Source organism: Methylobacterium sp. FW102-HT35C08, from assembly GCF_058790235.1.
Window position 1 is genome coordinate 266,669 of sequence record NZ_JBYTCL010000002.1, and the last position, 26,566, is coordinate 293,234.

Here is a 26,566-nt window from a genome sequence, read left to right on the forward strand (position 1 = left end):
AGTATTTTACTTCCGTATATCTATTTTAGTTTATAACTCTCCAATTGCAGACATCCGACCATAGTTTTCCTAGACGACGGCAAGAACATCATACGTCCGCTAGTGGGCAAACTTCCCGCCGTTGCGAGCATATCATGGCTCTCGCCACGCCTCGGTACCGATCCTGCAAGTTATGCCTTTCAGGAGCGGCCTACCGCGAAGCAAAAGGAAACATCTTTTGCCTCACGCTACAGCACCGATATCTGGCCTACGAGCAGCCGGTGGTGCTCCCGCAGATGTCGCACTTCAGGCAGGTGCCGTTCCGGACCAGCGTGAAGTTCGCGCATTCCGGGCACAACTCGCCACCTTGATCAGCCAAGTCCAACCTACGCCGCTTGTCGGCTAAGTATCCGAAACGCCTTTCAGCGCAATCTGGCGGCACATTAAACAGATACTCTATCTCAGCAGCCGAACCTAAGCCGTGCAACATTGACTCGGGAACTAGGAATAAGTCCGCAAAATCATTGGCTTGTGGTTCTGTTCTTTCTTCACGCTCGACAAATTTCAGAACTGATTCATCTGATTCCGAGAACGCCATATTGTCATGTGAATGCATTAAGACATGACCGAGCTCATGAGCTAATATGAACCTGGCGTGTGAGAAGTCTTGTTCAGCTGCAAGCCAAATATCGTGACGAACATTCAGGATAGTATCTTGTCCGATTAAAGCTTTGACAAAAGCTTCAACAGGATAGTCCTCTTTTTCATAAATATTCAGCTGAAGCCTTATATTTGATCTTTTTAGCTGAAAGTTTTTGATAAAATTAAAGATATTTGGTTTGATCTGATTGTCGATACCACCAAATCTACGAGCCTTCTCCGCGATTACCTCAATCGCGGAGAAGGATCTAAACTTGGCTCTCCGATCTCCGAACACCCTGTAACTTTTAGATCACGAACACCCAGTGGTGCTGCCGCATGTGTCGCACTTCAAACACGTTCCATTGCGAACGAGGGTGAAGTTTGCACACTCAGGACAAGCCTCGCCGACATAACCTTTAAGTTTCGCCTCTGCACGCCTGGATGCGATGGAGTTCGGACCGTCTTGAGCAGGCGGTGAGAAGCCAAAGCTCACTTCTTCGATTTTTTGACTTTCTGGCTCCGCCTTCAGCGCCGTGCTGCCGCGGATCGCGTGGACCGTGCCGCCGGCCGGGGCCGACTGGCCGGCGCTCGCCGCACCGACACCCAGACTCCCGCCGGCCGGGCCACCCTGGATCAGGGTGAGCCGATCGGCCGATCCGCGCAGCAGGCCGCGGGAGACGACCGAGGAGGCCGGCGCCGGCTTCGGACCCTCGCGGGTCGTGTCGCCGCTCTCGCCGCCGCCGATCACCGTGCCGCCGATCTCGGCGGGGCTGACATGGGCGAGGTCGGCCCGACCGAGATACGAGACCGCCAGCTCGCGGAACACGTAATCGAGGAGCGAGGTCGCATTCTTGATCGCGTCGTTGCCCTGGACGAAGCCGGCCGGCTCGAACCGCGTGAAGGTGAAGGCCTCCACGTATTCCTCCAGCGGCACGCCGTACTGGAGGCCGAGCGAGATCGCGATGGCGAAGTTGTTCATCAGGCTCCGGAAGGTCGCGCCCTCCTTGTGCATGTCGATGAAGATCTCGCCGAGGCGGCCGTCGTCGTACTCGCCGGTGCGCAGATAGACCTTGTGGCCGCCCACCACCGCCTTCTGGGTATAGCCCTTCCGGCGGGTCGGCAGCTTCTCGCGGGAGCGGATCCGCTCCACGCGCTCGATCACCCGCTCGACGATTTTCTCCGCCACCGCCGCGGCCTTGGCGGCGGCCGGGGCCTGGATCAGGGCCTCGATCCCCTCATCCGCCTCGTCGTCCTCGTCCGAGATGAGGGCGGCGTTGAGCGGCTGCGAAAGCTTGGAGCCGTCGCGGTAGAGCGCGTTCGCCTTGAGGGCGAGGCGCCACGAGAGCAGGTAGGCCGCCTTGCAATCCTCGACCGTGGCGTCGTTCGGCATGTTGATGGTCTTGGAGATCGCCCCCGAGATGAAGGGCTGCGCCGCCGCCATCATGCGGATGTGGCTCTCGACCGAGAGGTAGCGCTTGCCGATCCGGCCGCACGGGTTGGCGCAGTCGAAGACCGGGTAGTGCTCGAGCTTGAGGAAGGGCGCGCCCTCCAGGGTCATCGCCCCGCAGATATGGGTGTTGGCGGCCTCAATCTCCTTCTTGGAGAAACCGAGGAACGGCAGCAGCTCGAAGGTGGGATCCGCGAGCTTCTCGGCCGGGACCTTCAGGGTCTGGGTCAGGAAGTCGTCGCCCAGCGTCCAGCGGTTGAACACGAACTTGATGTCGAAGGCCGACTTGAGGCCCTTCTCAACAGCCGCGATCTTCTCGTCCGTGAAACCCTTGGCGCGCAGCGTCGTCGGGTTGATGCCCGGCGCCTGGCCCATCGAGCCATGGCCGACCGCGTAGGCCTCGATCTCGGCGATCTCGGATTCACGGTAGCCGAGCGCCCGCAGGGCATCGGGGGCGGCCTGGTTGATGATCTTGAAGTAGCCGCCGCCGGCGAGCTTCTTGAACTTCACCAGCGCGAAGTCGGGCTCGATGCCGGTGGTGTCGCAATCCATCACGAGGCCGATCGTGCCGGTCGGCGCGATCACGGTGGCCTGCGCGTTGCGGTAGCCGTGCTCCTCACCGAGCTTCAGCGCCCGGTCCCAGGCGGCACGGGCATGGTCGCCCAGATCCGCCTGCGGGATGTTGGCGTGGTCGAGGGCGACCGGCGCCACGTTCAGGAACTCGTAGCCCCCGGTCTCGCCATGCGCGGCCCGGCGATGGTTGCGGATCACCCGCAGCATCGCGTCGGCGTTCTCATCGTAGGCCGGGAAGGTGCCGAGCTCCGCGGCCATCTCGGCTGAGGTGGCGTAGGCGACGCCGGTCATGATCGCGGTAAGCGCGCCGGCGAGCGCCCGGCCCGCGTCCGAATCGTAGGGCAGGCCCATGGTCATCAGCAGGCCGCCGATATTGGCGTAGCCGAGGCCGAGCGTCCGGTACCGGTAGGACAGCTCCGCGATCTCCTTCGACGGGAACTGCGCCATCATCACCGAGATCTCGAGCACCACCGTCCAGAGGCGGTTGAGATGCTCGAACGCCTCCACGTCGAAGCGCTTGGTCTCCCGGTCGTACATCGTCAGCAGGTTCGCCGAGGCGAGATTGCAGGCGGTGTCGTCGAGGAACATGTACTCGGAGCACGGGTTCGAGGCCCGGATCCGCCCGCCCGCCGGGCAGGTGTGCCAGTCGTTCATCGTCGTGTTGAAGTGCAGGCCCGGATCCGCCGAGGCCCAGGCGGCCTCGCCGATCCGCTCCCAGAGCTCGCGGGCCTTCAGGGTCTTGGTGACCTTGCCGGTGGTGCGCGCCTGGAGGGACCAGTCGGCATCCGCCTCGACGGCGCGCAGGAAGTCGTCGGTCAGCGAGACCGAGTTGTTGGAGTTCTGGCCGGCGACCGTGAGATACGCCTCCGAATCCCAGTCGGTGTCGTAGACGGGGAAATCGATCTTGGTGAAGCCCTGGCGGGCGAACTGCACGACGCGCTTGATGTAGGCGTCCGGCACCGAGGCGCGGCGGGCGGCCTTGATCTCGCGCTTGAGCGCCGGGTTGCGCTCGGGATCGAAGCAGGCGTCGCCCTCAGCCTCGCACTGCGTGCAGGCCTTCATCACCAGGTTCAGGTGCTTGGAGACGACCTTCGAGCCGGTCACCAGGGCGGCGACCTTCTGCTCCTCCTTCACCTTCCAATCGATGAAGGATTCAATATCCGGATGGTCGATATCGACGATCACCATCTTGGCGGCGCGGCGCGTGGTGCCGCCCGACTTGATCGCGCCGGCCGCCCGGTCGCCGATCTTGAGGAAGCTCATCAGGCCGGACGACTTGCCGCCGCCGCCGAGCTTCTCGTTCTCGCCGCGCAACATCGAGAAGTTGGAGCCGGTGCCGGAGCCGTACTTGAACAGGCGCGCCTCACGCACCCACAGGTCCATGATGCCGCCCTCGTTGACGAGGTCGTCCTGGACGGACTGGATGAAGCAGGCATGCGGCTGCGGGTGCTCGTAGGCCGAGGCCGACTTGGTCAGCACGCCGGTCTGCGGGTCGCAGTAATAGTGGCCCTGGCTCGGGCCATCGATGCCGTAAGCCCAGTGCAGGCCGGTGTTGAACCATTGCGGCGAGTTCGGCGCCACCATCTGGCGGGCGAACATGAAGCGCAGCTCGTCCATGAACGCCGAGGCGTCGTCCTCCGACGAGAAGTAGCCGCCCTTCCAGCCCCAGTAGGTCCAGCAGCCGGCGAGCCGGTCGAAGACCTGCGTGGCCGAGGATTCGGAGACGAAGCGCTCGTCCTCCGGCAGTTCGGCCAACGCCGCCTCATCCGGCACAGAGCGCCAGAGGAAGGACGGGACCGCGTTCTCCTCGACCTTGCGCAGCCGGGCCGGCACGCCCGCCTTGCGGAAGTACTTCTGCGCCAGGACGTCGCTCGCCACCTGGCTCCAGCTCTCCGGCACGTCGATGCCGTCGAGGCGGAAGACCACCGACCCGTCGGGGTTGCGGATCTCGCTCAGCGCCTTGCGGAAGGGGATCCCGGCGTAGGGCGATTGGCCGGCCGTGGTGTAACGACGCTCGAACCGCATGAAACACACCTCTCCCGACGAGACACGACGGTCCCGTACCCGCGCGAAGCGGGGTCTGTGCCCGATAGTGGGATTCGCGCCCGAACACGCCCGGCAGGGGGTCGTGTGTCGGTCTCGCGAACGAAATCTAGGAACGGTCGCCCCTAACCAACGCACCACAATCCAGGGGTGCGACCGATGCAGGGAGATTACCGCCGCCTTAGCTCTCACGTCAACAAGTGGTGTTCGGCACGCTTGTTCCCCGCTAGATGTTGTGCCGGCTCGCAAAAGCCTGTGGATATCGTCCGCGCCGCGGATAAGTGTACTTCCGGCTTTCGGGAATCGGATCGGGAAAATTTTAGATTCACAGGGGTCGGCGCGCGTTTTTTCGGGAACCCTCTGGGGATCCCTCGACGCGCCCTGAAGGCGTTGCCGGGGAGCGACACTTCCGTCAGCCCGCTGGACTCGCGCGCGCGCGGTCACCATAACGGCGCCGAGAAGCGCCTCCGCGGCGCGGCACGATTTCGGGATCGGCGATGGCGCTGAAGGACACTTTGCTGCGCGTCTTCACGTGGTGGAACGGCCAGACCGTCTCCCTCGCGCTCCAGACCGCGCGCACCGGCATCTTCGTTGGCGAAGACGAGTTCGGGAACAAGTACTACAAGGCCGAAGGCGCGCTCATCGACCGCTCGGTCGGCTCCGAGCGGCGCTGGGTGGTCTATAACGGCTACGCGGACGCCTCGAAGGTGCCCCCGGGCTGGCGCGGCTGGCTCTGCCACAACGTCGATCTCGCCCCGAGCGAGGAGAACTACCAGCCGAAGGCGTGGCAGAAGCCGCACATCGAGAATCAGACCGGCACGCCGAACGCGTACCGGCCGGCGGGTTCGCAGCTGTCCTGGGGGCAGCGGCCGGCGGCCACCGGCGACTACGTCTCCTGGACACCGGGCGAGTAGAGGGCGCGACACCGGCCTCCGGCGCCCTTTTGCCGCCACCGTTCCGGTGTTCATGGCGGGCCAAACCCGATCGTCCGCCGCGCAACTGAAGGCGCGGCCGGCCACCCTCGTCTAGGGGTCCGAGCCTTGAGCCGCATCACCGCCCTCGCACGCCGCGCGCTCATGTCGAGCCTCGCGCTCGCCCTCTGCGCGGGCCCTGCCGCCGCCGACAAGATCAAGAACCCGACCGCGGTGTTCTCCGGCCTCGACAAGATCACCGGCCGGATCGTCTCCTTCGAGGTGGCGGTGGACGAGACGGTGCAGTTCGGCGCCCTGCAGCTGACCCCGCGGGTCTGCTACACCCGCCCGCCGACCGAGAGCGCCAAGACCACGGCGTTCCTGGAGGTCGACGAGGTGACCCTGGACAACAAATATCGCCGGATCTTCACCGGATGGATGTTCGCGTCGAGCCCGGGCCTGCACGCGATCGAGCACCCGATCTACGACGTATGGCTGGTCGATTGTAAGGGCGGCAGCGACGTGATCGCCGAGGCCAAGGAGCAGGAGGACGTTCCTGCCATGGCGGCAAAGCCCGAGAAGACCAAGCGCCCGAGCAAGGACGCCACCAAGACCGCGCAGCAGCTCAACGCCGCCGGCCAAGTGGACGTGGAGGCGCCGCGCGGCGTGCCGGTCCAGCCCCGCCAGAAGCCCTCGCGCAAGTTCTTCCCGTCGAACGAGGGCCCCGCGGCAGCCCCGCCGCCTCCGCCGCAGCAGCCGCAGAACTTGTTCGACGCGCTGTTCCGCTGAGGCGTGATCAGAGCGTGTCCGGTTGAAGGGCGCGGGCGGCTTCCGCCGCTCCGTCATCACGAACGCAGCGATGTGACCGAGGGCAGCGCGCCGGCGACCAGCGTAGTGCTGCCTGGGTTGCTTCGCTCCGCTCGCAAGGACGGCGGAGCCGACGCCATCGACGCAAATCGGCAGCTCACTGTCCCGCCTTTGGCGCCTGCGTTCGAAGGCTAGGTGCCGCCCAGCGCGTCGAGCACCTGTCCGCCCGTCACCGAACCGTCTCCGGGCCAGACGTTCCAGTCGCCAGCCTGGTCGAGGGCCTCGGCCAGCCGCCGCTTGTAGACGTGGCGCGGGAGTTCCTCGGCACCGAACTGCGTGAGGTGCTCGGTGACGAACTGGGTGTCGGCAAGCCGGTAATGCCCGGCGCGCAGGCGTCCCATCAGGTGGACGAGGGCGACCTTCGAGGCGTCGCGCACCTCGTGAAACATGCTCTCGCCGAAGAAGGCGGCGCCCAGCGACACGCCGTACAGGCCGCCGACGAGGCGCCCGCCGGCATAAACCTCCACGGTGTGGACATAGCCGAGATCGTAGAGGGCGCCGTAGAGTTCGCGGATGCGCCCGTTGATCCAGGTGCGCTCGCTGTCCCGGCGGGGGGCGGCGCAGCCGTCGATGACGCCTGCGAAGTCGGTGTCGCACCGGACCTCGAACTGGTCCGACCGGACAGTCCGGGCGAGACGCCGCGAGACCCGGAAACCGTTGAGGGGCAGGACGCCGCGCGCCTTCGGCTCGACCCAGTAGAGGGTCGGATCCTGAGCATCCTCGGCCATCGGGAAGATGCCCGCCGCGTAGGCCTTCAGCAGAATCTCGGGGGTGATGTCCACGCGGGTGGGATCATGCATGGCGTCAGTGTCGCGCGCGGCCGGCCCGAAGGCCAGAGCCCGCGGCCGTCGCAGGCTCCCGCGGCCTCAGACCTTCATGCCCCCATCTTCCAGGAAATGCTCTAGCCAGTGGATGTCGTAAAGGCCGTTCTGCACGTCCGGGTTGCGGACCAGCGTCCGGAACAGCGGCAGCGTCGTGTCAATGCCGTCGATGACGAACTCGTCGAGCGCGCGGCGCAGGCGCATCAGACACTCGTTGCGGGTGCGGCCGTGCACGATCAGCTTGCCGATCAGCGAGTCGTAGTTCGGCGGGATCCGGTAGCCCTGGAATGCCGCCGAATCGACCCGGACGCCGAGGCCGCCCGGCGTGTGATAGTGGGTGATCTCGCCCGGCGAGGGACGGAAGGTCTCCGGGTGCTCGGCGTTGATCCGGCACTCGATGGCGTGGCCCTCGACCTTGATGTCCGCCTGGCTCACGGAGAGCGGGCCGCCCGAGGCGACCTGGATCTGCTCGATGACCAGGTCGATCCCGGTGATCATCTCAGTCACCGGATGCTCGACCTGGATCCGGGTGTTCATCTCGATGAAGTAGAACCGCCCGTCCTCGTACAGGAACTCGACAGTGCCGGCGCCGAGATAGCCGAGCTCCTTCATGGCGTTGGCGCAGATTCCGCCGATCTCGGCGCGCATCGATTCATTGAGCGCCGGCGAGCCGCCTTCCTCCCAGACCTTCTGGTGGCGGCGCTGGAGCGAGCAGTCGCGCTCGGCGAGGTGGACCGCACCGCCGCGGCCGTCCCCGAGCACCTGCACCTCGATATGGCGGGGCTTCTCGAGGTACTTCTCGAGATAGACCGCGTCGTCGCCGAACGCGGCCTTGGCCTCGGACTTGGCCATGCCGATCGCCTGCTCCAGCTCGGCCTCGGAGCGCGCGACCTTCATGCCGCGTCCGCCGCCGCCCGCAGCCGCCTTCACCAGGACCGGGTAACCGATCTCAGCGGCCACGCGCTTGGCGGTGTCGGCATCCTCGACGCCGCCTTCGGAACCCGGCACGCACGGGATACCGAGCTTGAGCGCCGTGCGCTTGGCCTCGATCTTGTCGCCCATGGTGCGGATGTGCTGCGCCTTCGGGCCGATGAAGCCGATCTGGTGATGGGCCAGCACCTCGGCGAAGCGGGCGTTCTCCGACAGGAAGCCGTAGCCGGGATGGACCGCATCCGCGCCGGTGATCTCGCAGGCCGCGATGATCGACGGGATGTTGAGGTAGCTGTCACGGGCGGCCGGCGGCCCGATGCAGACGCTCTCGTCGGCGAGCCGCACATGCATGGCGTCAGCATCCGCCGTGGAGTGGACCGCCACGGTGGCGATCCCGAGCTCCTTCGCCGCACGCAGGATGCGCAGGGCGATCTCGCCGCGGTTCGCGATCAGGATCTTGTCGAACATCGGACCCTTTAGGGCATCCTGGCGATCCCGGACCGCACAGGATGCTCTATCCTCTTGTTAAGCGGCGTCTTCCAGGACTGAGCGTCGATCGGCCCGGCGGACGTCCTAGCTGATGACGAGCAGGGCCTCGCCGAACTCGACCGGCTGGCCGTCCTCGACGAAGATGGCGCTGACCGTGCCGGCGCGAGGCGCCACGATCTCATTGAAGGTCTTCATCGCCTCGATGAGCAGCAGCTTGTCGCCGGCCTCGACCTTCGAGCCCACATCGACGAACGCCTTGGCGTCGGGCGAGGGGCGCAGATAGGCGGTCCCGACCATCGGCGACGGCACGGTGCCGGGCTGGGACCGCGCCGGCTCGGCCGGGGCGAGGGCGGATGGCGCCGACACAGCGGCAGGAGCGGGCGCCACCGCAGCGAGCGGCGCGGGCGCCGCGACCTGGACGTTCACGGCTTCAAGCCGCCGCGCCACGCGGATGCGCAGGTCGCCCTTCTCGACCTCGATCTCGGACAGACCGGTCTCGGTGACGAGGTTGGCGAGCTCGCGCACGAGCTCGGGATCGATAGCGTCGTTCTTTGGCATCCGGCCTACTTCGTCTCGCGGCGCGTCAGTCCGTCCAACCGAGTCGGCGCTGGACCGCGGCCCTGCGGCTGGCGGCTCTTAGACGAAGGCGCCCCGCCGCGACAAGGCTGCACGCGACGCCTTCTAGGGTTCAGCGGCCCGGATCGTCAGCTCAGCAGGAAGCGTGGCCGCACTGGCGCACGTCGGCGATGGTCTTGCGCATCGGCTCGACGCCGACGGCACCCGGGATCACCTCGTCACCGATGATGAAGGCCGGCGTGCCGGACAGGCCCAGACGGTCACCGAGCCCCCGGTTCTCGCTCAGCGCGGTCTTTACCTCGGGGGAGGCCATGTCCTTCTGGAGCTTGGTCGTGTCCACGCCGAGATCCTTGGCGACCTGGATCGCCCGGGCGCCATTCACCCGGCCCTTGGTCTCAAGGAGCTTCTGGTGGAACTCGAACAGCTTGTCGCCCTTGAGCTGCTGGCGGACCGCGATCGCCACCTGGCTGGCCTCGAGCGATTCCTGGCCGAGCACCGGGAAGTCCTTGATCACCACCCGCAGCTTCGGGTCGGACTTGATCAGCGCCTGAACGTCCCCGAGCGCCTTGCGGCAGTAGCCGCAATTGTAATCGAAGAACTCGACCATGGTGACGTCGCCCGACGGATTGCCGGCGACCACGTCGTGGGGGCCGTTGAGGAGGGCGTCACGCGACTCCTTGAGGGCGGCGGCCTGGGCGAGGCGCTGCGTCTCGGCCTGCTGCTTCTCGGCCTCGGCGAGGGCCTCCTGAAGCACCTCGGGGTGCTTGATCAGGTATTCCTTGACGATCGCCTCAATGCCGGCGCGCTGCGCATCCGTGAAGGGCGCGGCGGGCGGCGCCGCATTCTGGGCGAGTGCCGGGACGGCAACGAGGCCGAGCGCCAGGGCCAGCGCGGGCAGGGGGCGGATGAAGGGCATGGATCCTCGCTTGCGCGGCAAGCCGGCCCGCGCGTGGCGCGAGCGGTAGGGACTGGGTTAGGCGTTTTCGCGGCGTTCGGTCAATTCCAGCCAGTGCCACGTTCAGCGGCGCGGCAGCTGTCAGCGGTTCGCGAGGCCGGATGAGCGGGCGCGGAGTGCCCACACACAGACCCGTCATCCCGGGGCCGCGGAGCGGAGCCCGGGATCCAGATCCGCCGACACAGCAGATCCTGCCGACGACGTGGTTCTGGTTTCCGGGCTCGCCTGCGGCGCCCCGGAAAGACGGTCCTGAACCCAGGAGGGTTCCGCCGCCATCGGGCTTGGCCTCGGCTTGAGGCAGGGACCGCGAGGGTCTAACCCCCGAGACCCCGGCTTCGCCCGGCGCAGAGCAGAACCCCATGACCCCGATCTCCCGGCGAGCCGCCGCCGTCCAGCCGTTCCTCGCCATGGACGTCATGGCCGCCGCGGCCGCCAAGGCGCGGGCGGGCGACGACCTGGTGCGGATGGAGGTCGGCCAGCCCTCGGCGCCGGCGCCGCGCGCGGTGATCGCGGCCGCTCAGGCGGCTCTCGCCACCGGCCGCGTCCCCTACACGGAAGCCCTCGGCCTGCCCGTTCTGCGCGAGCGGATCGCCCGCGACTACGCCGAGCGGCACGGTGTCCCGGTCAGCCCGGAGCGGGTGGTGATCACCACCGGCTCCTCGGCGGGCTTCGTGCTCGCCTTCATGAGCCTGTTCGATGCCGGTGCCCGCGTGGCTGTGCCGCAGCCGGGCTACCCAGCCTATCGGAGCATTCTGGCCGCCCTCGACCTCGTGCCGGCCCCGATGGTCCTGCGCGCGGAGGACCGTTTCGCACCGACCGCCGCGCTGCTGCGCGAGACGCACGCACGGGAGCCGGTGGCCGGCGCCCTGGTGATGAGCCCGGCGAACCCTTCGGGCACCGTAATCACCGAGACCGCCCTGCGCGATCTCTGCACGGCCGCGCACGCGCTGGGCCTGCCCTTGATCTCCGACGAGATCTATCACGGCCTCAGCTACGGCGTCCCTACGGTGACGGCCCTGCGCTTCGACCCCGACGCCGTGGTGATCAACTCGTTCTCAAAGTACCATTGCATGACCGGCTGGCGGGTCGGCTGGATGGTCGTGCCGGAAGCGCTGGTCCGCCCGATCGAGCGGCTGGCGCAAAATCTCTATATCTCGGCGCCCTACCTCTCGCAGATCGGTGCGCTGGCGGCCTTCGACGCGACGGAAGAGCTCGACGCGGTCCGCGACGGCTACGCACGTAACCGCGCGATCCTGCTGGACGCGCTGCCGGGCCTGGGTCTCGGCCGCGTGCACCCGGCCGACGGCGCCTTCTACCTCTACGCCGACGTATCGGGCCTGACCAACGACGCCCCGACCTTCTGCCGGCGGATGCTCGACGAAGCCCTCGTCGCGGCAACTCCGGGTCTCGATTTCGACCCGGAGCTGGGCCACCACCACGTCCGGTTCTCGTTCGCCGGCTCGGAGGCCGAGTGCCGCGAGGCGGTGGCGCGACTCCGGACCTGGCTGCGCTGACCGCTCAGGCGGCCACCGGCACGAGCGCGCCGACCGCCTCGGGCAGCTGCGAGAAATGCTCGATCACCCGGTCGGGCCCGAGTTCGGTGACCGGCCGGTCGGTGTAGCCGAAGGTCACGGCGACCACCGGGATACCGGCGGCCTTGGCGGTGTCGATGTCGGTCCGGGAATCGCCGACCATCACGGCCCGCGCCGGGTCGCCTCCGGCGCGGGCGATCGTGTCGATGAGGTGCCGCGGGTCGGGCTTGAATTGCGGAAAGGTGTCGCGGCCGCAGATCGCCGCGAACCGGTCGCCGATCCCCAGGATCCGCAGGAGCTCCACCGACTGGCCCTCGTACTTGTTGGTGCAGACCGCGAGGCGGAAGCCCACCGCCTCTAGTGCGTCGAGCGCCTCGACCACGCCCGGGTACAGGTGGGAGGTGTCGGCGAGGTGCTCGCCGTAATGGGCGATGAAGGCGTCGAACAGCCGGTCGTGGTCTTCCGGGGAGAGCGCGCGGCCTTCCGCCTCGAAGCCGCGCCGGATCAGCGCCTTGGCGCCGGCACCGATCAGCCCGCGCGCCTGCGACAGCGGCAGCTCGGCCAGCCCCTCCCGCTTCATCAGCACGTTGAGCGTGCCGATCAAGTCGCCTGCGGTTTCAGCGAGGGTTCCGTCCAGGTCGAACACGGCGATCGGCGGGCGGGTCGTCGGTTCGGCGGACATTATGACGGGACTCCTGCTGGCTGGCGCCTTCGCTAACGGGGCCTGCAGAGGCGAGCAAGCCGGCGGACGGAATGACAGAGGCGCCGTCGGCTCCCTGCTCCACGCGTCGCAGCCACCCGTCATTCCGAGTCGCCGCAGGCGAGCCCGGAATCCAGAACCGCGGACGTAGCCGGATTTTGCACTCGGAGTGCGTCTGGATTCCGGGCTCCGCTGCACGGCCCCGGAATGACAACAGAGATCGATCACCCGAACACGGCCGGCCGCGTGACCTGAAGCGGTGCATCCCTCGGCCGCATGCCCCAGACTCGCCCGAAAGCCCAGCGACATGCACGGCAGACCAGCCCCCGGGACCGCCGATGAAACCGTCTCTGTCCATCCTGGCCATTTGCGCCGCGCTTCACGCCGTGCCGGCCGCCGCGACCTCCTTCGAGTTCGTCCCCGCGCCACAGACCGACCTCAACCGGATGTACCGCGTCGACAAGGTCACCGGCGAGGTGACCTCCTGCCAGTACGGCCTCCAGGAATCGGCCGGCGGCATCGGCCAGACGGTCTGCTTCGGGGCCGGCGAGGGCGCCGGTCCGCAGACCCCGTCGGAATACGGGCTGGTGGCGAGCCGGCACACCCGAGAGGCCGGCGTCTTCCGGGTGAATTACCGGACGGGCGAGATGAGCATCTGCTTCGTGCTGGTGAAGAAGGAGCAGGTCGTCTGCACCCAACAGGGTAAGCCCGGCGCCGACGGCGCGTCCGACGCCCCCCTGACCGGGCCGGCGCCCGGCCGGGCCGGAGCCAGCGCGACGCCGACACAGGGCGGCCGGCCGTAACGCGTCATCGTCGCCTCCGGCGTTCCGGTCGGCCGTGTCACGTGTTACGGGCCGACGAACCTTCGGGGAAAGACTTTCAGCCCATGACGCGCCATCGTTCGATTTGTCCCGCCAAGCGGACGCTCACCCGGTGAGCGGGCCGGACCTTCGCCGGGCCGCGGCGGCCCGCGCGCTCGACCTCGTCGAGCCCGGCATGCGCCTTGGGCTCGGCACCGGCTCGACGGCCGCCGCCTTCGTGGCGCTGCTCGGCGAGCGGGTCCGCGACGGGCTCGACATCGTCGGCGTGCCGACCTCCGAGGCGACGCGGGTGCAGGCCGAGGGCCTCGGCATCCGTCTTGCCACCCTCGACACGATGCCCGAGCTCGACCTGACCATCGACGGCGCCGACGAAGTCGACGACCAGTTGCGGCTGATCAAGGGCGGCGGCGCGGCGCTCCTGCGCGAGAAGATCGTCGCCTGCGCGAGCCGCCGCATGGTCGTCATCGCCGATGCCGCCAAGCGGGTCAGCCGACTCGGCGCCTTCCCGCTGCCGATCGAGGTCAATCCCTTCGGTCTCACGGCCACGCACCGCGCGGTCGAAGCGGCGGTCGCGGCTGCCGGCTGCGCGGGCGAAGTCCGGCTGCGCCGCCACGCCGACGGCAAGCCTCTGGTCACCGACGGCGGGCATCATATCCTCGACGCCCATCTCGGCGCGATTCCCGATCCGGAAACGCTCGGCGCGGCGCTGTGGTCGGTGCCGGGCGTGGTCGAGCACGGCCTGTTCCTTGGGATCGCCGACGCCGCCATCCTGGCGGCCGCGCGGGACGGACAGGCCGAGGTCACTGTTCTCGGCAGCCTCGCCTGAGGCGCCACCCTCCTCGCAGGCCCTCCTCGCAAGAAAGTCCAGCATGTCCCGACGCCTCACCGCCGCGCCCAGCCTCGCGCTCGGCCTCGCGCTTCTGGCACTCCCCCACGCGGCCGTTGCCCAGGCCAACAAGGGCGGCGCGGCGAAGCCAGCTGCGCAGCCGAGCACGCCGGCCGCCAACACCCCCGCCGCTCCGGCCTACACGCCGAGCCACCTCGCGCTCGCCCGCGAGGTGATGCTCAGCTCCGGCATCGCCCGATCGTTCGACTCGGTGCTGCCCGCCTTCGCCGACCAGATCCGTAAGCAGTCCGTCACCCGGCCCGAGCTCGCCAAGGATCTCGACGAGGTCCTGGCCTCGCTGCAGCCGGAGATGGAGCTTCAGAAGCAGCGGATGATCGACATCGCGGCGCGGACCTACGCGGCGAAGTTCTCGGAAGCCGAGCTGAAGGAGATCGCGACCTTCTTCCGCTCGCCCGCCGGCAAGCACTACGTCGAGGCGCAGCCGCAGCTGCTCGACGAGATGGTGCAGGAGATGCAGGACTGGACACAGGACGTCTCCGAGTACGTCATGGTCCGCGTGCGCGCCGAGATGGGCAAGCGCGGGCACCAGATGCAGTGAGGGCGGCCGCTCCCGGGGGCGGATCGCCGTGACGACGACCCGATGAGCGCAGCGGGCCGGCTCTACGCGGCCGGCGGGGTGCTCCTCGCCGTCATGCCGCTCGCGATGGTGCTCGCCAACCGGTCCAGCCCGGTCGTGGTCGGGCTGGCGGCGCTCGCCTTCCTGGCCGGCCGATGGGTCGAGGATCGCGCGGCCCTGCGGGTGCATCTGCTGGCGCCACTGGCGACGCCCCTGGCCGGAGCCGCGCTCGCCTTCCTCGCCTGGGCGCTCGCCGCGCTCGCGTGGAGCCCGTTTCCGACCGTCTCCCTGCGGGTCCTGGCCGAGTTCCTGCCGACCCTGCTCGCCGCCTACCTGCTGGCCTGCCTGGCGCCCGGCCGCATCCCGGCCTTCGCGCCCCGGCTCGCGGCGGCGGCGCTCGCCCTCGGCGGCGTTCTGATCGCCGTGGACCTCGCGGCGGATCTCGCCCTCGAACGGGCCCTGGGACGGCGCGTCGCCGCCTTCGTGCACAACAGGCCGGCGCTGACCCTCGATCTCGTGGCCGGCCCGGTCGCCCTGGTGCTGTGGCGCAGGGGCGCCCGCTTTTGGGCCTCGGCGGTGCTCGCCTTTGCGGCGCTGGGCGTGCTGCGCTCGATCAGCGGGGCCGCGCAGCTCGGCCTTCTCGCGGGCGCCGCGATGTTCGTCGCGGCAAGGCTGCTGCCGCGGCGGATCGGCCTCGGGCTCGCCGGCCTCGGCCTCGGCCTCGCGGTGGCGCTTGCGCCCGTGGAAGGCGACCTGCTCGCCCGGATGATGCCGGAGGCGGCCCACGAGCGCCTGGTGCAATCCTCGTCGCGGGCGAGGGTCGCCATCGCGCGCAGCTTCGGGGCGGCGGTGGCCGCCGATCCCTGGCGCGGCGCCGGAACCGGCACGAGCGCGCGCTTCGCCGAGACGCCCATCGCCCAGGCGCTGCCGGCCGAGATGCGGGTGCTCCTCGGCGTCGGGCATCCGCACAACAGCTTCCTGCAGGTCTGGGCCGAGCTGGGCCTGCCCGGCGCGATCCTGGCCGCGCTCACCCTGATGCTGATGCTCGCTCGGGTGGCGCGGCTGGACCAGCCGGACCGGGCCGCGGCGCTCGGCCTCGTCGCCTGCGCGGCCGCGATCGCCTTTGTGGAGCATAACGGCTGGGCCGCGTGGTGGACGGCGGGGCTCGGCGCTGCCATCTCGTGGCTGCGCGAGGCCGCTCGGCCGCGCGCGGAGACGGCATCCGGGAAGGACGGTCCGGCATGAGCGATTTCGACGTCGACCTCTTCGTCATCGGCGGCGGTTCGGGTGGGGTCCGGGCGGCGCGGATCGCGGCGGGCTACGGGGCCAAGGTGATGCTCGCCGAGGAATACCGGGTCGGCGGCACCTGCGTGATCCGCGGCTGCGTCCCCAAGAAGCTGATGGTCTATGCCGGACGCTTCGCCGACGAGTTCGAGGACGCGGCCGGCTTCGGCTGGGCTTTGGAGCGCCCGCGCTTCGACTGGAGCGTGCTCAAGAGCCGCCGCGACGCCGAGGTGACCCGGCTCGAAGGCATCTACGACGCGAATCTGATCCGGGCCGGCGTGGAGATCGTGCCCGAACGCGCTGTGATCGAGGACGCGCACACCGTGCGCCTGCTGAAATCCGACCGGCGTGTCCGGGCGGAGCGGATCCTGGTCGCTGTCGGCGCGCATCCGCTCAAGGAGCCGGCCGTGCCGGGCATCGAGCTGGCGATCACCTCCAACGAGGTGTTCGAGCTGGAGCGCCTGCCGGAGCGCATCCTGGTGATCGGCGGCGGCTACATCGCGGTGGAGTTCGCCGGCGTGTTCGCGGCGCTCGGCAGCCGCACCACCCTGCTGCACCGGGGCGACAAGCTGCTGCGCGGCTTCGACGACGAGGTCCGCGACGCCCTCGCCGAGGCCTATGGACGTCGCATGGACCTGCGCCTCGGGCGCAACCTGACCCGCATCGAGCGGCAGGCCGGCGGCCTCTGCGCCCGGCTCGACGACGGCAGCACGATCGAGGCCGATCAGATCCTCGTCGCCACCGGCCGGCGGCCGAACGTCGCCGGGCTCGGCCTCGACCGGGTCGGCATCGAGACGGATGCGGCCGGCGCGATCCCGGTAGACGCTTATTCGCAGACCAAGGTCCCGTCGATCTACGCGGTCGGCGACGTTACGAACCGCGCCAACCTGACCCCGGTGGCGATCCGTGAGGGCCACGCCTTCGCCGACACGGTGTTCGGCGGCAAACCGTCCTGCGTCGATCACCGCCTGATCCCGACGGCGGTGTTCTCGACCCCCGAGATCGGCGTCGTCGGCCACACCGAGGCGGCCGCCCGCGAGGTCTACGGCAAGATCGACGTCTACAAGGCGCGCTTCCGCCCCATGAAGGCGACGCTGTCGGGCCGCGAGGAGCGGATCCTCATGAAGGTGATCGTCGATTGCGCCAGCGACCGTGTGGTCGGCGTCCACATCTTCGGCCACGATGCCGGCGAGGTGATCCAGGCGGTGGGCATCGCGGTGACGATGGGCGCTACCAAGGCCGATTTCGACCGGACCATCGCGGTCCACCCGACGGCGGCCGAGGAGCTGGTGACCATGCGGGTCCCGGAGGTCACCAAGCATCCGGTCGGCGTGGGCTGAGGTCTCCGCAGCGGCCAGGCCTCGACGCGGTGCCCGACCGAGCCATATCAGGGGCATGGGCAAGCAGGGCGCAGGCAAGGGACGACGCGGGGACGACGCGCATGCGCGCAGGCAGGCGATCATCGATGGCCTGCTCGCGGACGCGCTGCGCCCGGCATTCCATCGCCCGCCGAGCCACGACGCGCTGGCGGCCGATATCCGCCGCGCCATCGACCGGCTGCTCGCGAAGGCGGAGGCGCAGCGGAGCCGCAACCTGACCTACGACGATCTGGAAGAGGCCCTGCCGCCGCGCGACGTCTCGGCGGAAGACCTCGAGGCGATCTTTTGGATCCTGGCCGAGCACGGCATCGAGGTCGAGGACGGCGAGGCCTGACGCCGGGGCGCGCCTGCCTCCGGTTTCCGGCACTCGCAACTCCGCGGGAACCTCTCTATAAGCCGCGCTTCGCGCACGAGGCGCGATCGCACGAAGGGGTGCGCGGAGAGAGGTCATGGGCGAGCGTTGGACACCGAAGAGCTGGAGGCATCTGCCGATCGAGCAGGTCCCCACCTATCCGGACGCCGCTGCCCTCGGTGCGGTCGAGACTCAGATCGCGAGCTTCCCGCCGCTCGTCTTTGCCGGTGAGGCCCGCAAGCTGAAATCGGCGCTCGCGCGCGTCTCGGAGGGTCAGGCATTCCTTCTCCAGGGCGGTGACTGCGCCGAGAGCTTCGACGAGCACTCCGCCGACAACATCCGCGATTTCTTCCGGGTGTTCCTGCAGATGGCGATGGTGCTCACCTTCGCGGGCGGATCGCCCGTGGTGAAGGTCGGGCGCATCGCCGGGCAGTTCGCCAAGCCGCGCTCCTCGCCCACCGAGACCCTCGAGGGCGTAAGCCTGCCGAGCTACCGGGGCGACATCATCAACGGCATCGGCTTCACCGAGGAGTCGCGGATCCCGGATCCGCGCCGTCAGCTCGAGGCGTACCGCCAGTCGGCCGCGACCCTCAACCTGCTGCGCGCCTTCGCCACCGGCGGCTACGCCAACCTGGAGAACGCGCATCGCTGGATGCTGGGCTTCGTGAAGGATTCGCCGCAATCCTCGCGCTACCAGGATGTCGCCGGCCGGATGACCGACGCCCTCGATTTCATGCGGGCGATCGGCATCAATCCGGAGACGCACCCGGAGGTGCGGACCACCGACTTTTACACCAGCCACGAGGCCCTGCTGCTCGGTTACGAGGAGGCGCTGACCCGCGTCGATTCGACCACCGGCGACTGGTACGCGACCTCCGGGCACATGCTGTGGATCGGCGACCGCACCCGGCAGCCGGATCATGCCCACGTGGAATACGCCCGCGGCATCAAGAACCCGATCGGCCTGAAGTGCGGTCCGTCCATGAAGGCGGATGGCCTCATCCGGCTGATCGATCAGCTCAACCCGGAGAACGAGCCCGGGCGTCTGAGCCTGATCTGCCGGTTCGGGGCCGACAAGGTCGGCGATCACCTGCCGGCCCTGATCCGGGCCGTCGAGCGCGAGGGCCGCAAGGTGGTGTGGATCTGCGATCCGATGCACGGCAACACGATCCCGGCGGGCCGCTACAAGACCCGGCCGTTCGAGCGGGTCATGCAGGAGATCGAGGGCTTCTTCGGCGTCCATCGGTCCGAGGGCACCATCGCGGGCGGCATCCACCTGGAGATGACCGGCAAGGACGTCACCGAGTGCACGGGCGGCGCCCGGGCGCTGACGGCCGACGACCTGCAGGACCGCTACCATACCTACTGCGATCCGCGCCTCAACGCCGAGCAGGCGCTGGAAGTCGCGTTCCGCACGGCCGAGCTGGTCAAGGCCGAGCGCAGTCACGTGGAGCGCCCGCGTCTCGACGCGGCGGAGTAGCGCGCCAACCACCGAAGCCTGTGATTTTCGCACCGGGCTTCGGGAAGGCCCCTTGTCATCCCGAGGCCGCGCAGCGGAGCCCGGGATCCACAGCCGCCGCAGTGCCAGATAGGGTATCGGTTGCGGTTCTGGTTTCCGGGCTCGCCTGCGGCGCCCCGGAAAGACGGCATGGGAGGTTCGGCTGAAGTCGATATTGCCTGAACCCGTCGACCAGGTTCGTTCCAGTCCAGACCGCCGTCAACGTGTCAGGCGATGGCCCGGCTGTTGCCATTCCAGCGGCGGATCACGTCGGCGACCTCCGAGACCGGGACGGGGCGGCTGAACAGGTATCCCTGAACCTCGTCGCAGCCCTCCGCGCGAAGCTGGGCGAGCTGCGCCTCGGTCTCCACGCCCTCAGCGGTCGTCGTCATGCCGAGGCTGGCGCCGAGCCCGATCACCGCGCGGACGATAAAGTCCGTCCCGTCCTTGATGCAAAGGTCGCGCACGAAGGACTGGTCAATCTTGATCTTGTCGAAGGGGAAGCTGCGCAGGTAGCTGAGCGACGAGTAGCCGGTGCCGAAATCGTCCATGGCGACGCGGACGCCCAGCGCCTTCAGGCTGTGCAGGATCGCCGTCGTGGACCCGGGATTCGCGACGAGCACCGATTCGGTGATCTCCAGCTCCAGCCGCCGGCCCGGCAGGCCGGTCCGCCGAAGGGCCTCCCGGACGGCCGTGACGAGGCTCGCCGACGTGAACTGCACGGCCGAGACGTTGACGGCGACCTTGAGCCCGTCCGGCCAGTGGGCGGCCACCTCGCAGGCGCGGCGCAGGACCCATTCGCCCAGCGGCACGATCAGTCCCAGTTCCTCCGCGATCGGGATGAACTCGGCCGGCGAGATGAAGCCGCGGACCGGATGATTCCAGCGCAGCAGGGCCTCGAACCCGCAGACCCGGTCGGTGTCGAGGCTGTAGATCGGCTGGTAATAGACCTCGAAGGCCTCCCGGGTCAGCGCCTCGCGCAGGTCGCGCTCGAGGAGCCGGCGCGCCTGCAGACGGGCATCCATCTCGGGCTCGAAGAACCGGAACGAACCGCGCGCCTCGGTCTTGCCCCGGTCGAGGGCAACCTCGGCATTCTTCAGGAGCTTGTCGCAGCTCGTGCCGTCGCTCGGCGCGAGGGTGATGCCGATGGTCAGCCCGACGCTGACCTCGTGGCTGCTCAGGCTGTAGGGCGCGCCCACCACCTCGATGATCCGGCGCGCCAGCACCGCGGCGTCCTCGGGCCGGTCGATGCCGCGCTGAACCACGATGAACTCGTCGGCACCGAGCCGGGCCACGCAATCGATCTCACGCACGCAGGCGGTCAACCGGTTGGCCACGGCGGCGAGCAGCTCGTCTCCGACACCGTGCCCGAGGGTCTCGTTGACGGGCCGGAAATCGTCGAGATCGATGGCGAAGACCGCAAAGCCATAGTCGCGCCCGGCCTGGGCGACCGCCATCTCGATCTGCTGGCCCAGGGCCACCCGGTTCGGCAGCCCCGTCAGCATGTCGTGATGAGCCAGGAAGGCGATGCGCGCCTCGGCGCGACGGCGCTCGGTCACGTCCTCATAGGTGGCCACGAAGCCGCCATCCGCCGTCTCGCGCCGATCAATGGCGACGATCCGGCCGTTGCTGAGTTCCTGGAAATGCGTGCGCCAAGCGCCGTTGTCGAAGGCTTCACGCTGCTGGCGGACCAAGGTGTCGAGGTCGCAGCCCGGATGATTGCCGGCCACGAGGCTGGCTCTCATGACTTCGAGCGTCGTCATCCCGGGCACGACGGCGCGCGGCGCCAGGCCGTAGATCTCGCTGTAGCGCCGATTGACCACCATCAGGCGGTCCTGGGCGTCGTAGAGGCAGAGCCCCTGGGACATGTTGTCGAGGGCCGCGTCGAGGCGGAGATTCGTCAGCGTGAGCCGGTCTTCCTGCTCCTTGAGCAGGCTGATGTCGCTGCAGACCGCGATGAACCCGCCCTCCTGGGTCGGGCTGCGGCTGACCCGCAGCCAGCGGCCATCAGCCAGCTGGATATCACCGTCCTGGGCCAGTGCCCGGACGCAATCCTCCAGCGGCTCCGAGCCGTTGCTCATCGATCCGCCGGCCAGCCGCGCCAGGGAAGTTCCCGCCTCGATGGCAGCGCCGAGCCCTTCGAAGAACCGCAGGGCCTGGTTGTTTGCGAGGGCGATGCGGCCGGCCGCGTCGACCACCACGACACCCTCGCGCGATGTCTGGAGCGCGTCCGTCACCAACGCCTCGGCGACTCGGCGCTGGCTGACTTCGCGGGCCATCATCGCCTGGATGTTGTCGCGCATGACCGCCATGGAGCGAAGCAGACTGCCGAGCTCGTCGCGCCCGCCGGCCAGGATCCGATCCTCGAGGCGCCCGCTGGCGATGCGCTTCGCCGCGGCGGAGGCGGCGGCCAGAGGCCCTGTGATGCGGCGGTTGAGCAGCCACGCGATCATCCCGCAGATGACGACCGCGAGGGCCGCCGCGATCGCGTTGACCTGCATCTCCCGAGCGACGAGAACGCGGGCCGCCTGCCGGAAGGTGAAGCCGTCACCCGCCGTGTAGTTCACCAGCAGATCGATCTGATTGTCGACCGCGTGCGCCTGCTGATCCAGCTCGTCCCACCGTGCTGACACGGCTGTGGCGGGGTTCAGAGTCCGGCGCATCTCCTCCCAGGCGGCCACGCCCGCCTGAACCGTGCCGGCGGTGCGTACGGCCCGGTCCGACTGCGAGCGCTCCACGGCGATCGTCAGATCCTCGGCCAGCGTGGTGGAGAGTTCCGCAATCTCGGCATCCAGCTTGGCGGCCTCTGCCGCATCGTGCGCATGCATCCGGCGCGCGAACACGGTCCGCATCTTGGCGAAATCCGCTGCTGTCGCCCGCGCATAATTGATGGACATCAGCGATTCGTCGTAGGTGCGGTTGATGAGCGTGCCGATGTGCGAGATCGCCACCACCGCGTAGAGCCCGAGCAGGCCCGACAGCAGGCTCATGCACAGAAAGGCCACGAAGATCCGGCCGCGGATCGTCGTGAAGAAGCCCAGGAAGCCACGCGCCGCGTACGACAGCCCTGCTCGTGTCCGATCGTCAGTCGCTGTCTCGGGGTCTCGCATCGCACCGGCCGCCGCGTCACACGTGCGGTGACATGTAATTGCTACATGTTAAGAGGCGATTAGCCCGAGCCTTTCCGAATTGGATCCATCCGCGACCACGAACTTCGGTAAAGGGTCGTCGGATACGTTCGAACTACGACATATCACGCATTCGGAAAATGATTTCTCAATGAAAAGTCGGCTAGGCTGATCCTCAGAACCCGAGGAAAAGCATGTCCGCCAATCAATTCCGGTTCTTCGTTTCCCGGCTCTCGCGGAGAGCGGCGCCCGTCGTGTCGGCGCTGGCCCTCGGGGTGGGGTGCGGTCTGCTGCTGGCCGGACAGATCCAGGCCTCGGCGATCGCTGTGTCCCAGAAAGGCCGGATGTTCCATCCCGGCAACCTCGCGGTCGCCCGCGGCGAGACGGTGACATTCGTGAACGACGACAGCGACCTGCTGCATCATGTCTTCGTCGAATCCGACACGTTCAGCTTCGATTCCGGTGACCAGGAACCGGGCAGCCGAACGCCGGTCATTTTCACCGAGCGCGGTACGTTTCAGGTGCTCTGCGGCATCCATCCCAAGATGAAGCTGGTCGTCCGGGTGGATTGAGGCGGCAGGGCCGCGATCAGCGCTGAGCCGAGCGCAGCGGCGCCGCCTCCGGGTTCGACTTGCGCCGCTCGATCGCCTGACCATCCCGAAGTTCGGGCGCCGGGCTGTAGATGATCTGGCTGTCGGCCGGCAGACCGGATTCAAGCTCCAACGTCCGCCCGAGATCGCGCTGGACCTGGATCGTCCGCCACTTCACCCGATCGTCAGGGCCCACCTCGGCGACCTGCAGGCCGTTGCTGTTGAACACGGTCGCCTCGGCCGGGACCGTGACGCTGGGCGCTTTGCGCGGGATCTTCAGGGTCACGTAGGCGTAGAGCCCGGCCCGCAGCAGGCGGTCGGGATTGGGCACATCCACCTGCGTCGTGAGGGTGCGCGAGGCGGCGTTCAGGGCGACCGAGCTGCGCTCGACGAACCCGCCGAAGGTCTTGCCCGGCATCTGGGGAACCGTGATCACCGCCTGAACGCCGGGCTTCACGCCGACCGAGTCGTTCTGCGGGACATTCACGGTGATGCGCAGGGTATTGTCCTGGTCGATGCTGAGAAGCGGCGTGCCGCCGTTATCGGCCCGGACCAGATCGCCGACATCGACGTTTCGGACCGTGACCACGCCGTCGAACGGCGCGATCACTCGCTCGAACGCCGTCAGCGCCTTCAGCCGGTCGACGACGGCCTCCTGAGCCTTGATGTTGGCGGTCGCGACCTTCACGCCGGCCTCTGCGGCGGCCAGCGTCGCCGCCTGGGACAGCACGCCCGCCTGCGCGTTGTCGGCGTTCTGCCGGGACGCCCAGCCCTGGACGGCGAGCGTCGTGGTCCGGTTGTTAGTGAGATTGGCGAGATTCACGTTGGCGCGCGCCTGCTCGACCTGCGCCTGCGCCTGAAGCAGCTGTGCCTTCAACTGGCCGACCTGAGCCTCGGCCTGAGCAAGCTGCTGGTCGAGGTCGGGCGCTGCGATCCGCAGGAGCAGGTCGCCGGCCTTGACCCGCGATCCGATATCGACGCGGCGCTCGGCGATGTAGCCGGTGGCGCGCGCGGCGATCGCTGCCGTGGTGAAAGCCTGCATCTCACCCGGCAGCACGAGATCGATCGGACCATCGGCCCGCTCGGCCGTGACCGTGCGCACCTGCGGGACCAGATCCTTGATCCCCTCCAGCGTCGCGGTCGCCTCGGCATCCCGCTGCCAATGCCCGTAGGCGCCCCAGGCGAGGAGACCCGCTCCGGCGAGCACGACGAGTAGGAATGGCAGCTTGCCGGGCGGGGGCGGAACATCCTCGCCCGCATCGTGCGCCTTCATCGATCGGCTCTCCGCCCGGATGCTCGGCCCGGACTCGCAACGTAGCGGCCTCGGAGCAGCCCCGCCAGAGCGGGCTTTGGCCGCATCGCCCGCTAGGTGAGCCGCGGTCCCGCCGCGAGCGCGCGCCGGCTGAGCCGCTTGTGCAGGTGGACCATCAGGGCGATCCCGAACAGCGGGGTCAGAAGGTTGAGGATCGGCACCACCATCATCGCGGCGAGCAGGCAGCCGGCGCCGAGCGTCCGGACCGCGAAAACGCGGCGCATCTCGGCCGCCTCGTGGACAGGCCGGAACCGGGCGGCCGCCATCTCGAAATACTCGCGGGCGAGCAGGTAGGCGTTCGCCCCGAAGAAGGCTGCGATGCCGATGACCGGGACGAAGAAGATCACCAGTGCCGCGAGGTTGACGAGGAGCGTCACGCCCGCGAAGCGCACCGCGTAGAGCATGGCGGTGCCGAAGGGCATGGCCCGGCCGGGCGGATCGTCGGGGAAGTCGGTCCGCTCGACGATCTCGGCCGCATCGTCGAGGAAGAACCCGGCCACAAGGATCGAGACCGCCGGCATCAGGTAGGCCAGCACGACCACGAGGCCAAAACCCGCCAGGTAATAGGCGAGGCTGTCGAGAATCGGGTACTGGGCTGAGATGTGGTGGCTCGCCTGGAACAGCTGGATCAGCCGGGTCAGCCCGAGCCAGACCAGAGCCAGGAGGCCGAGCGTCAGTCCGAGGGACTTCCAGAGGATCGCCCGCATGGGTGGCGAGAAGGTCTGGCGCAAAGCCGCCGCGGCGGACTCGACGAGCATCGGGCGATAGATCCGGCCTGCGCCGGTCGCAGCGCGGCTGCGTTGTGAAACGGGGCGGCACCGGGCGCAAGGTCGATGCCGTCGCAAGGCAGCGGGTACGGGGAAGACGTGTGCAGGATGCAGCGGTGACGGTCACGATCCCATCGGCTCCCGGCGCGCGGGGCTCGGATCCGACACGCGGGCCGGCCTACCGGCCGCGGCTCGCGCCTTTGCCCGAGGCGCCGGAGGTGCTGGTGATCGGCGCGGGGGCGGCCGGAATCGGCGCGGCCCGGGCGCTCGTCGCGCGGGGCGTCCCGGTTGCGGTGCTGGAAGCGCGCGACCGGGTCGGCGGTCGCGCCCACACGGTGTCGCTGCGCGGCCATGCCCTCGATCTCGGGGCCCACTGGCTCCATGCGGGCCCGATCAACCCGCTGGTGGCTCTGGGCCGGGCGCGCGGGGAGCGGCTGCGCCGGGCGCCGCAGGACAGCCATGTCTGGGTCGATGGCCGTCGCGGGCGGGCCGACGAGGTGCGGGCCAATGCCCGGGCCTTCGCGCGGGCCGACCAGGCCATGACCCGCGGCGCCGCGCAGCCCGGCGCCGACCGACCGGCGGGCAGCGCGCTGCCGTCCAGGCTCGGGCCTTGGGGCGCGCGGGTGGCGCAGGTGCACGGGCTCGTCTCCGGGCGGCCGCTGGACGAGGTCTCGCTCCACGACTTCCCGAGCCTGGAATACAGCGACAACTTTTTCCTCGCCGACGGCTACGGCAGCTATCTCGCCCGCCTCGCCGACGGGCTGCCGGTGGCGCTCGCGACGCCGGTCACGCGGATCGACTGGTCGGGCAGCCGCGTCCGGGTCACCACTGCGGACGGTGCCGTGCATGCGGCCCGTGCGGTGATCGTCACCGTGCCGATGATGGTTCTGCGCGACGGGCCGAGCTTCACGCCGCCCCTGCCGAACGCGGTCCGCGCCGCCATCGACGGCTTCACCACGGGCATCTACGAGCACGCGGTGCTGCATTGGCCGTCGAGCCCGTTCCGGGGCCGCGACCGGCTGGCGGCGATCCACGGGCGGCGGCACGCGCCGCCCGGACTGCTCACCCGGATCGACGGCACGCCGTTCCACTATTACGAGCTCGATCTCCACGAGGCCGCCGCCATCGATGCGGCCGGGTCAGGGCCGGACGGCGTTCGCCGGCATGTCCGCGCGGTTCTGGCCGACCTGTTCGGCCGGGCGCGGCTACGCGACCTGACGATCCCGGCGGTGAGCACGTGGCGCCACGACCCATGGTCCCGGGGATCCTGGGCTGTGGTCCCGCCGGGCCACGCGCCGGCGCGGCACTTCCTGCGCGAGCCCCTCGGTGACACGGTCTGGTTCGCCGGAGAGGCGCTGTCCCGCGAGCAGTGGGGCACCGTGGGCGGCGCCTACGAGGAGGGCACCCGCGCCGCCGAGGCCGTCGTCGAGCGTATCCGCGCGGGCACAGCCTGAGATGCGCACGCCCGTCCGGCGGCCGCGCGGCTTGCCGCAGCCGGGCAAGACGG

The 26,566-nt window shown here is 68.8% G+C and carries 21 protein-coding genes and 1 pseudogene; 12 read left to right on the plus strand and 10 right to left on the minus strand.

Annotation, left to right across the window (positions count from 1 at the left end):
• Positions 1 to 469 precede the first annotated feature (469 nt).
• Together AC3WSN_RS01400 and AC3WSN_RS01405 are read right to left on the minus strand one after the other, a co-directional pair.
• A pseudogene (locus AC3WSN_RS01400) lies at positions 470 to 916 on the minus strand (ImmA/IrrE family metallo-endopeptidase); the annotation flags it as partial.
• Positions 917 to 931: 15 nt separating this feature from the next.
• Positions 932 to 4,666 (minus strand): vitamin B12-dependent ribonucleotide reductase, encoded by a 3,735-nt coding sequence (locus AC3WSN_RS01405; RefSeq protein ID WP_492535849.1) that lies wholly within the window; start codon positions 4,664 to 4,666, stop codon positions 932 to 934.
• Positions 4,667 to 5,181: 515 nt separating this feature from the next.
• Between AC3WSN_RS01405 and AC3WSN_RS01410 the strand changes: the two genes are divergently transcribed.
• Together AC3WSN_RS01410 and AC3WSN_RS01415 are read left to right on the plus strand one after the other, a co-directional pair.
• Positions 5,182 to 5,598, plus strand: a complete 417-nt coding sequence (locus AC3WSN_RS01410) for an NADH:ubiquinone oxidoreductase subunit NDUFA12 (protein ID WP_192707060.1) — start codon at positions 5,182 to 5,184, stop codon at positions 5,596 to 5,598.
• Between the two features lie 126 nt (positions 5,599 to 5,724).
• On the plus strand, positions 5,725 to 6,384 hold the full coding sequence (locus tag AC3WSN_RS01415) for a DUF2155 domain-containing protein (protein WP_238198630.1): 660 nt from the start codon (positions 5,725 to 5,727) through the stop codon (positions 6,382 to 6,384).
• A 209-nt stretch (positions 6,385 to 6,593) separates the two neighbouring features.
• On the opposite strand, the gene aat is transcribed toward AC3WSN_RS01415, so the two are convergent.
• From aat to AC3WSN_RS01435, 4 genes are all read right to left on the minus strand, one after another.
• Positions 6,594 to 7,262 (minus strand): leucyl/phenylalanyl-tRNA--protein transferase, encoded by a 669-nt coding sequence (aat, locus tag AC3WSN_RS01420; RefSeq protein WP_192707062.1) that lies wholly within the window; start codon positions 7,260 to 7,262, stop codon positions 6,594 to 6,596.
• A 66-nt stretch (positions 7,263 to 7,328) separates the two neighbouring features.
• Complete coding sequence (gene accC, locus AC3WSN_RS01425; protein ID WP_238198626.1) at positions 7,329 to 8,681, minus strand: acetyl-CoA carboxylase biotin carboxylase subunit; 1,353 nt, start codon at positions 8,679 to 8,681, stop codon at positions 7,329 to 7,331.
• Positions 8,682 to 8,786: 105 nt separating this feature from the next.
• Positions 8,787 to 9,260 carry an acetyl-CoA carboxylase biotin carboxyl carrier protein gene (gene accB, locus AC3WSN_RS01430; protein ID WP_492535851.1) on the minus strand — a complete coding sequence of 158 codons (474 nt, stop codon included), beginning with the start codon at positions 9,258 to 9,260 and terminating at the stop codon, positions 8,787 to 8,789.
• Positions 9,261 to 9,411: 151 nt separating this feature from the next.
• Complete coding sequence (locus AC3WSN_RS01435; protein WP_192707065.1) at positions 9,412 to 10,194, minus strand: DsbA family protein; 783 nt, start codon at positions 10,192 to 10,194, stop codon at positions 9,412 to 9,414.
• Positions 10,195 to 10,592: 398 nt separating this feature from the next.
• Here AC3WSN_RS01435 and AC3WSN_RS01440 point away from each other — a divergent pair, with 398 nt between their 5' ends.
• A complete protein-coding gene (locus AC3WSN_RS01440) occupies positions 10,593 to 11,747 on the plus strand; it encodes a pyridoxal phosphate-dependent aminotransferase (protein ID WP_492535853.1) in 1,155 nt (384 codons plus the stop codon).
• Positions 11,748 to 11,751: 4 nt separating this feature from the next.
• On the opposite strand, the gene gph is transcribed toward AC3WSN_RS01440, so the two are convergent.
• Positions 11,752 to 12,447 carry a phosphoglycolate phosphatase gene (gene gph, locus AC3WSN_RS01445; protein WP_492535855.1) on the minus strand — a complete coding sequence of 232 codons (696 nt, stop codon included), beginning with the start codon at positions 12,445 to 12,447 and terminating at the stop codon, positions 11,752 to 11,754.
• Between the two features lie 356 nt (positions 12,448 to 12,803).
• Here gph and AC3WSN_RS01450 point away from each other — a divergent pair, with 356 nt between their 5' ends.
• The 7 genes from AC3WSN_RS01450 to AC3WSN_RS01480 all read left to right on the plus strand — a co-directional run bounded on the left by AC3WSN_RS01450 (position 12,804) and on the right by AC3WSN_RS01480 (position 19,244).
• Positions 12,804 to 13,268 (plus strand): hypothetical protein, encoded by a 465-nt coding sequence (locus tag AC3WSN_RS01450; RefSeq protein WP_238198618.1) that lies wholly within the window; start codon positions 12,804 to 12,806, stop codon positions 13,266 to 13,268.
• 130 nt (positions 13,269 to 13,398) lie between these two features.
• Positions 13,399 to 14,112, plus strand: coding sequence for a ribose-5-phosphate isomerase RpiA (gene rpiA, locus AC3WSN_RS01455; protein ID WP_492535857.1), 714 nt, complete (start codon positions 13,399 to 13,401; stop codon positions 14,110 to 14,112).
• A gap of 43 nt (positions 14,113 to 14,155) precedes the next feature.
• Positions 14,156 to 14,731, plus strand: coding sequence for a DUF2059 domain-containing protein (locus AC3WSN_RS01460; protein ID WP_192707070.1), 576 nt, complete (start codon positions 14,156 to 14,158; stop codon positions 14,729 to 14,731).
• 42 nt (positions 14,732 to 14,773) lie between these two features.
• A complete protein-coding gene (locus AC3WSN_RS01465) occupies positions 14,774 to 15,994 on the plus strand; it encodes an O-antigen ligase family protein (protein ID WP_492535859.1) in 1,221 nt (406 codons plus the stop codon).
• Complete coding sequence (gene gor / locus AC3WSN_RS01470; protein WP_492535861.1) at positions 15,991 to 17,373, plus strand: glutathione-disulfide reductase; 1,383 nt, start codon at positions 15,991 to 15,993, stop codon at positions 17,371 to 17,373. Before AC3WSN_RS01465 ends, gor begins: the two co-directional genes overlap by 4 nt.
• A gap of 55 nt (positions 17,374 to 17,428) precedes the next feature.
• A complete protein-coding gene (locus tag AC3WSN_RS01475; protein ID WP_192707073.1) occupies positions 17,429 to 17,746 on the plus strand; it encodes an RNA polymerase sigma factor region1.1 domain-containing protein in 318 nt (105 codons plus the stop codon).
• 115 nt (positions 17,747 to 17,861) lie between these two features.
• Positions 17,862 to 19,244 (plus strand): class II 3-deoxy-7-phosphoheptulonate synthase, encoded by a 1,383-nt coding sequence (locus tag AC3WSN_RS01480; protein WP_192707074.1) that lies wholly within the window; start codon positions 17,862 to 17,864, stop codon positions 19,242 to 19,244.
• 245 nt (positions 19,245 to 19,489) lie between these two features.
• Here the strand turns inward: AC3WSN_RS01480 and AC3WSN_RS01485 are convergent, their stop codons facing one another.
• Positions 19,490 to 22,372 (minus strand): EAL domain-containing protein, encoded by a 2,883-nt coding sequence (locus tag AC3WSN_RS01485; RefSeq protein WP_492535863.1) that lies wholly within the window; start codon positions 22,370 to 22,372, stop codon positions 19,490 to 19,492.
• Between the two features lie 212 nt (positions 22,373 to 22,584).
• On the opposite strand from AC3WSN_RS01485, the gene AC3WSN_RS01490 reads away from it, so the two are divergent.
• Positions 22,585 to 22,962 carry a cupredoxin domain-containing protein gene (locus AC3WSN_RS01490; RefSeq protein ID WP_192707076.1) on the plus strand — a complete coding sequence of 126 codons (378 nt, stop codon included), beginning with the start codon at positions 22,585 to 22,587 and terminating at the stop codon, positions 22,960 to 22,962.
• A 16-nt stretch (positions 22,963 to 22,978) separates the two neighbouring features.
• On the opposite strand, the gene AC3WSN_RS01495 is transcribed toward AC3WSN_RS01490, so the two are convergent.
• Together AC3WSN_RS01495 and AC3WSN_RS01500 are read right to left on the minus strand one after the other, a co-directional pair.
• Complete coding sequence (locus tag AC3WSN_RS01495; protein WP_492535866.1) at positions 22,979 to 24,253, minus strand: efflux RND transporter periplasmic adaptor subunit; 1,275 nt, start codon at positions 24,251 to 24,253, stop codon at positions 22,979 to 22,981.
• A gap of 92 nt (positions 24,254 to 24,345) precedes the next feature.
• Positions 24,346 to 25,050 carry a sulfate transporter family protein gene (locus tag AC3WSN_RS01500; protein WP_192707078.1) on the minus strand — a complete coding sequence of 235 codons (705 nt, stop codon included), beginning with the start codon at positions 25,048 to 25,050 and terminating at the stop codon, positions 24,346 to 24,348.
• Positions 25,051 to 25,277: 227 nt separating this feature from the next.
• Here AC3WSN_RS01500 and AC3WSN_RS01505 point away from each other — a divergent pair, with 227 nt between their 5' ends.
• Entirely contained in the window at positions 25,278 to 26,513 is a 1,236-nt protein-coding gene (locus AC3WSN_RS01505) for a flavin monoamine oxidase family protein (protein WP_492542982.1), read from the plus strand.
• Positions 26,514 to 26,566 lie beyond the last annotated feature (53 nt).

Bases quoted from the DNA above. Each gene is read 5' to 3' on its own strand.
- AC3WSN_RS01405 (WP_492535849.1), bottom strand. From the start codon at position 4,666: ATGCGGTTCGAGCGTCGTTACACCACGGCCGGCCAATCGCCCTACGCC.
- AC3WSN_RS01410 (WP_192707060.1), top strand. From the start codon at position 5,182: ATGGCGCTGAAGGACACTTTGCTGCGCGTCTTCACGTGGTGGAACGGC.
- aat (WP_192707062.1), bottom strand. From the start codon at position 7,262: ATGCATGATCCCACCCGCGTGGACATCACCCCCGAGATTCTGCTGAAG.
- accC (WP_238198626.1), bottom strand. From the start codon at position 8,681: ATGTTCGACAAGATCCTGATCGCGAACCGCGGCGAGATCGCCCTGCGC.
- accB (WP_492535851.1), bottom strand. From the start codon at position 9,260: ATGCCAAAGAACGACGCTATCGATCCCGAGCTCGTGCGCGAGCTCGCC.
- AC3WSN_RS01435 (WP_192707065.1), bottom strand. From the start codon at position 10,194: ATGCCCTTCATCCGCCCCCTGCCCGCGCTGGCCCTGGCGCTCGGCCTC.
- AC3WSN_RS01440 (WP_492535853.1), top strand. From the start codon at position 10,593: ATGACCCCGATCTCCCGGCGAGCCGCCGCCGTCCAGCCGTTCCTCGCC.
- gph (WP_492535855.1), bottom strand. From the start codon at position 12,447: ATGTCCGCCGAACCGACGACCCGCCCGCCGATCGCCGTGTTCGACCTG.
- AC3WSN_RS01450 (WP_238198618.1), top strand. From the start codon at position 12,804: ATGAAACCGTCTCTGTCCATCCTGGCCATTTGCGCCGCGCTTCACGCC.
- AC3WSN_RS01460 (WP_192707070.1), top strand. From the start codon at position 14,156: ATGTCCCGACGCCTCACCGCCGCGCCCAGCCTCGCGCTCGGCCTCGCG.
- AC3WSN_RS01465 (WP_492535859.1), top strand. From the start codon at position 14,774: ATGAGCGCAGCGGGCCGGCTCTACGCGGCCGGCGGGGTGCTCCTCGCC.
- gor (WP_492535861.1), top strand. From the start codon at position 15,991: ATGAGCGATTTCGACGTCGACCTCTTCGTCATCGGCGGCGGTTCGGGT.
- AC3WSN_RS01475 (WP_192707073.1), top strand. From the start codon at position 17,429: ATGGGCAAGCAGGGCGCAGGCAAGGGACGACGCGGGGACGACGCGCAT.
- AC3WSN_RS01480 (WP_192707074.1), top strand. From the start codon at position 17,862: ATGGGCGAGCGTTGGACACCGAAGAGCTGGAGGCATCTGCCGATCGAG.
- AC3WSN_RS01485 (WP_492535863.1), bottom strand. From the start codon at position 22,372: ATGCGAGACCCCGAGACAGCGACTGACGATCGGACACGAGCAGGGCTG.
- AC3WSN_RS01490 (WP_192707076.1), top strand. From the start codon at position 22,585: ATGTCCGCCAATCAATTCCGGTTCTTCGTTTCCCGGCTCTCGCGGAGA.
- AC3WSN_RS01495 (WP_492535866.1), bottom strand. From the start codon at position 24,253: ATGAAGGCGCACGATGCGGGCGAGGATGTTCCGCCCCCGCCCGGCAAG.
- AC3WSN_RS01500 (WP_192707078.1), bottom strand. From the start codon at position 25,050: ATGCTCGTCGAGTCCGCCGCGGCGGCTTTGCGCCAGACCTTCTCGCCA.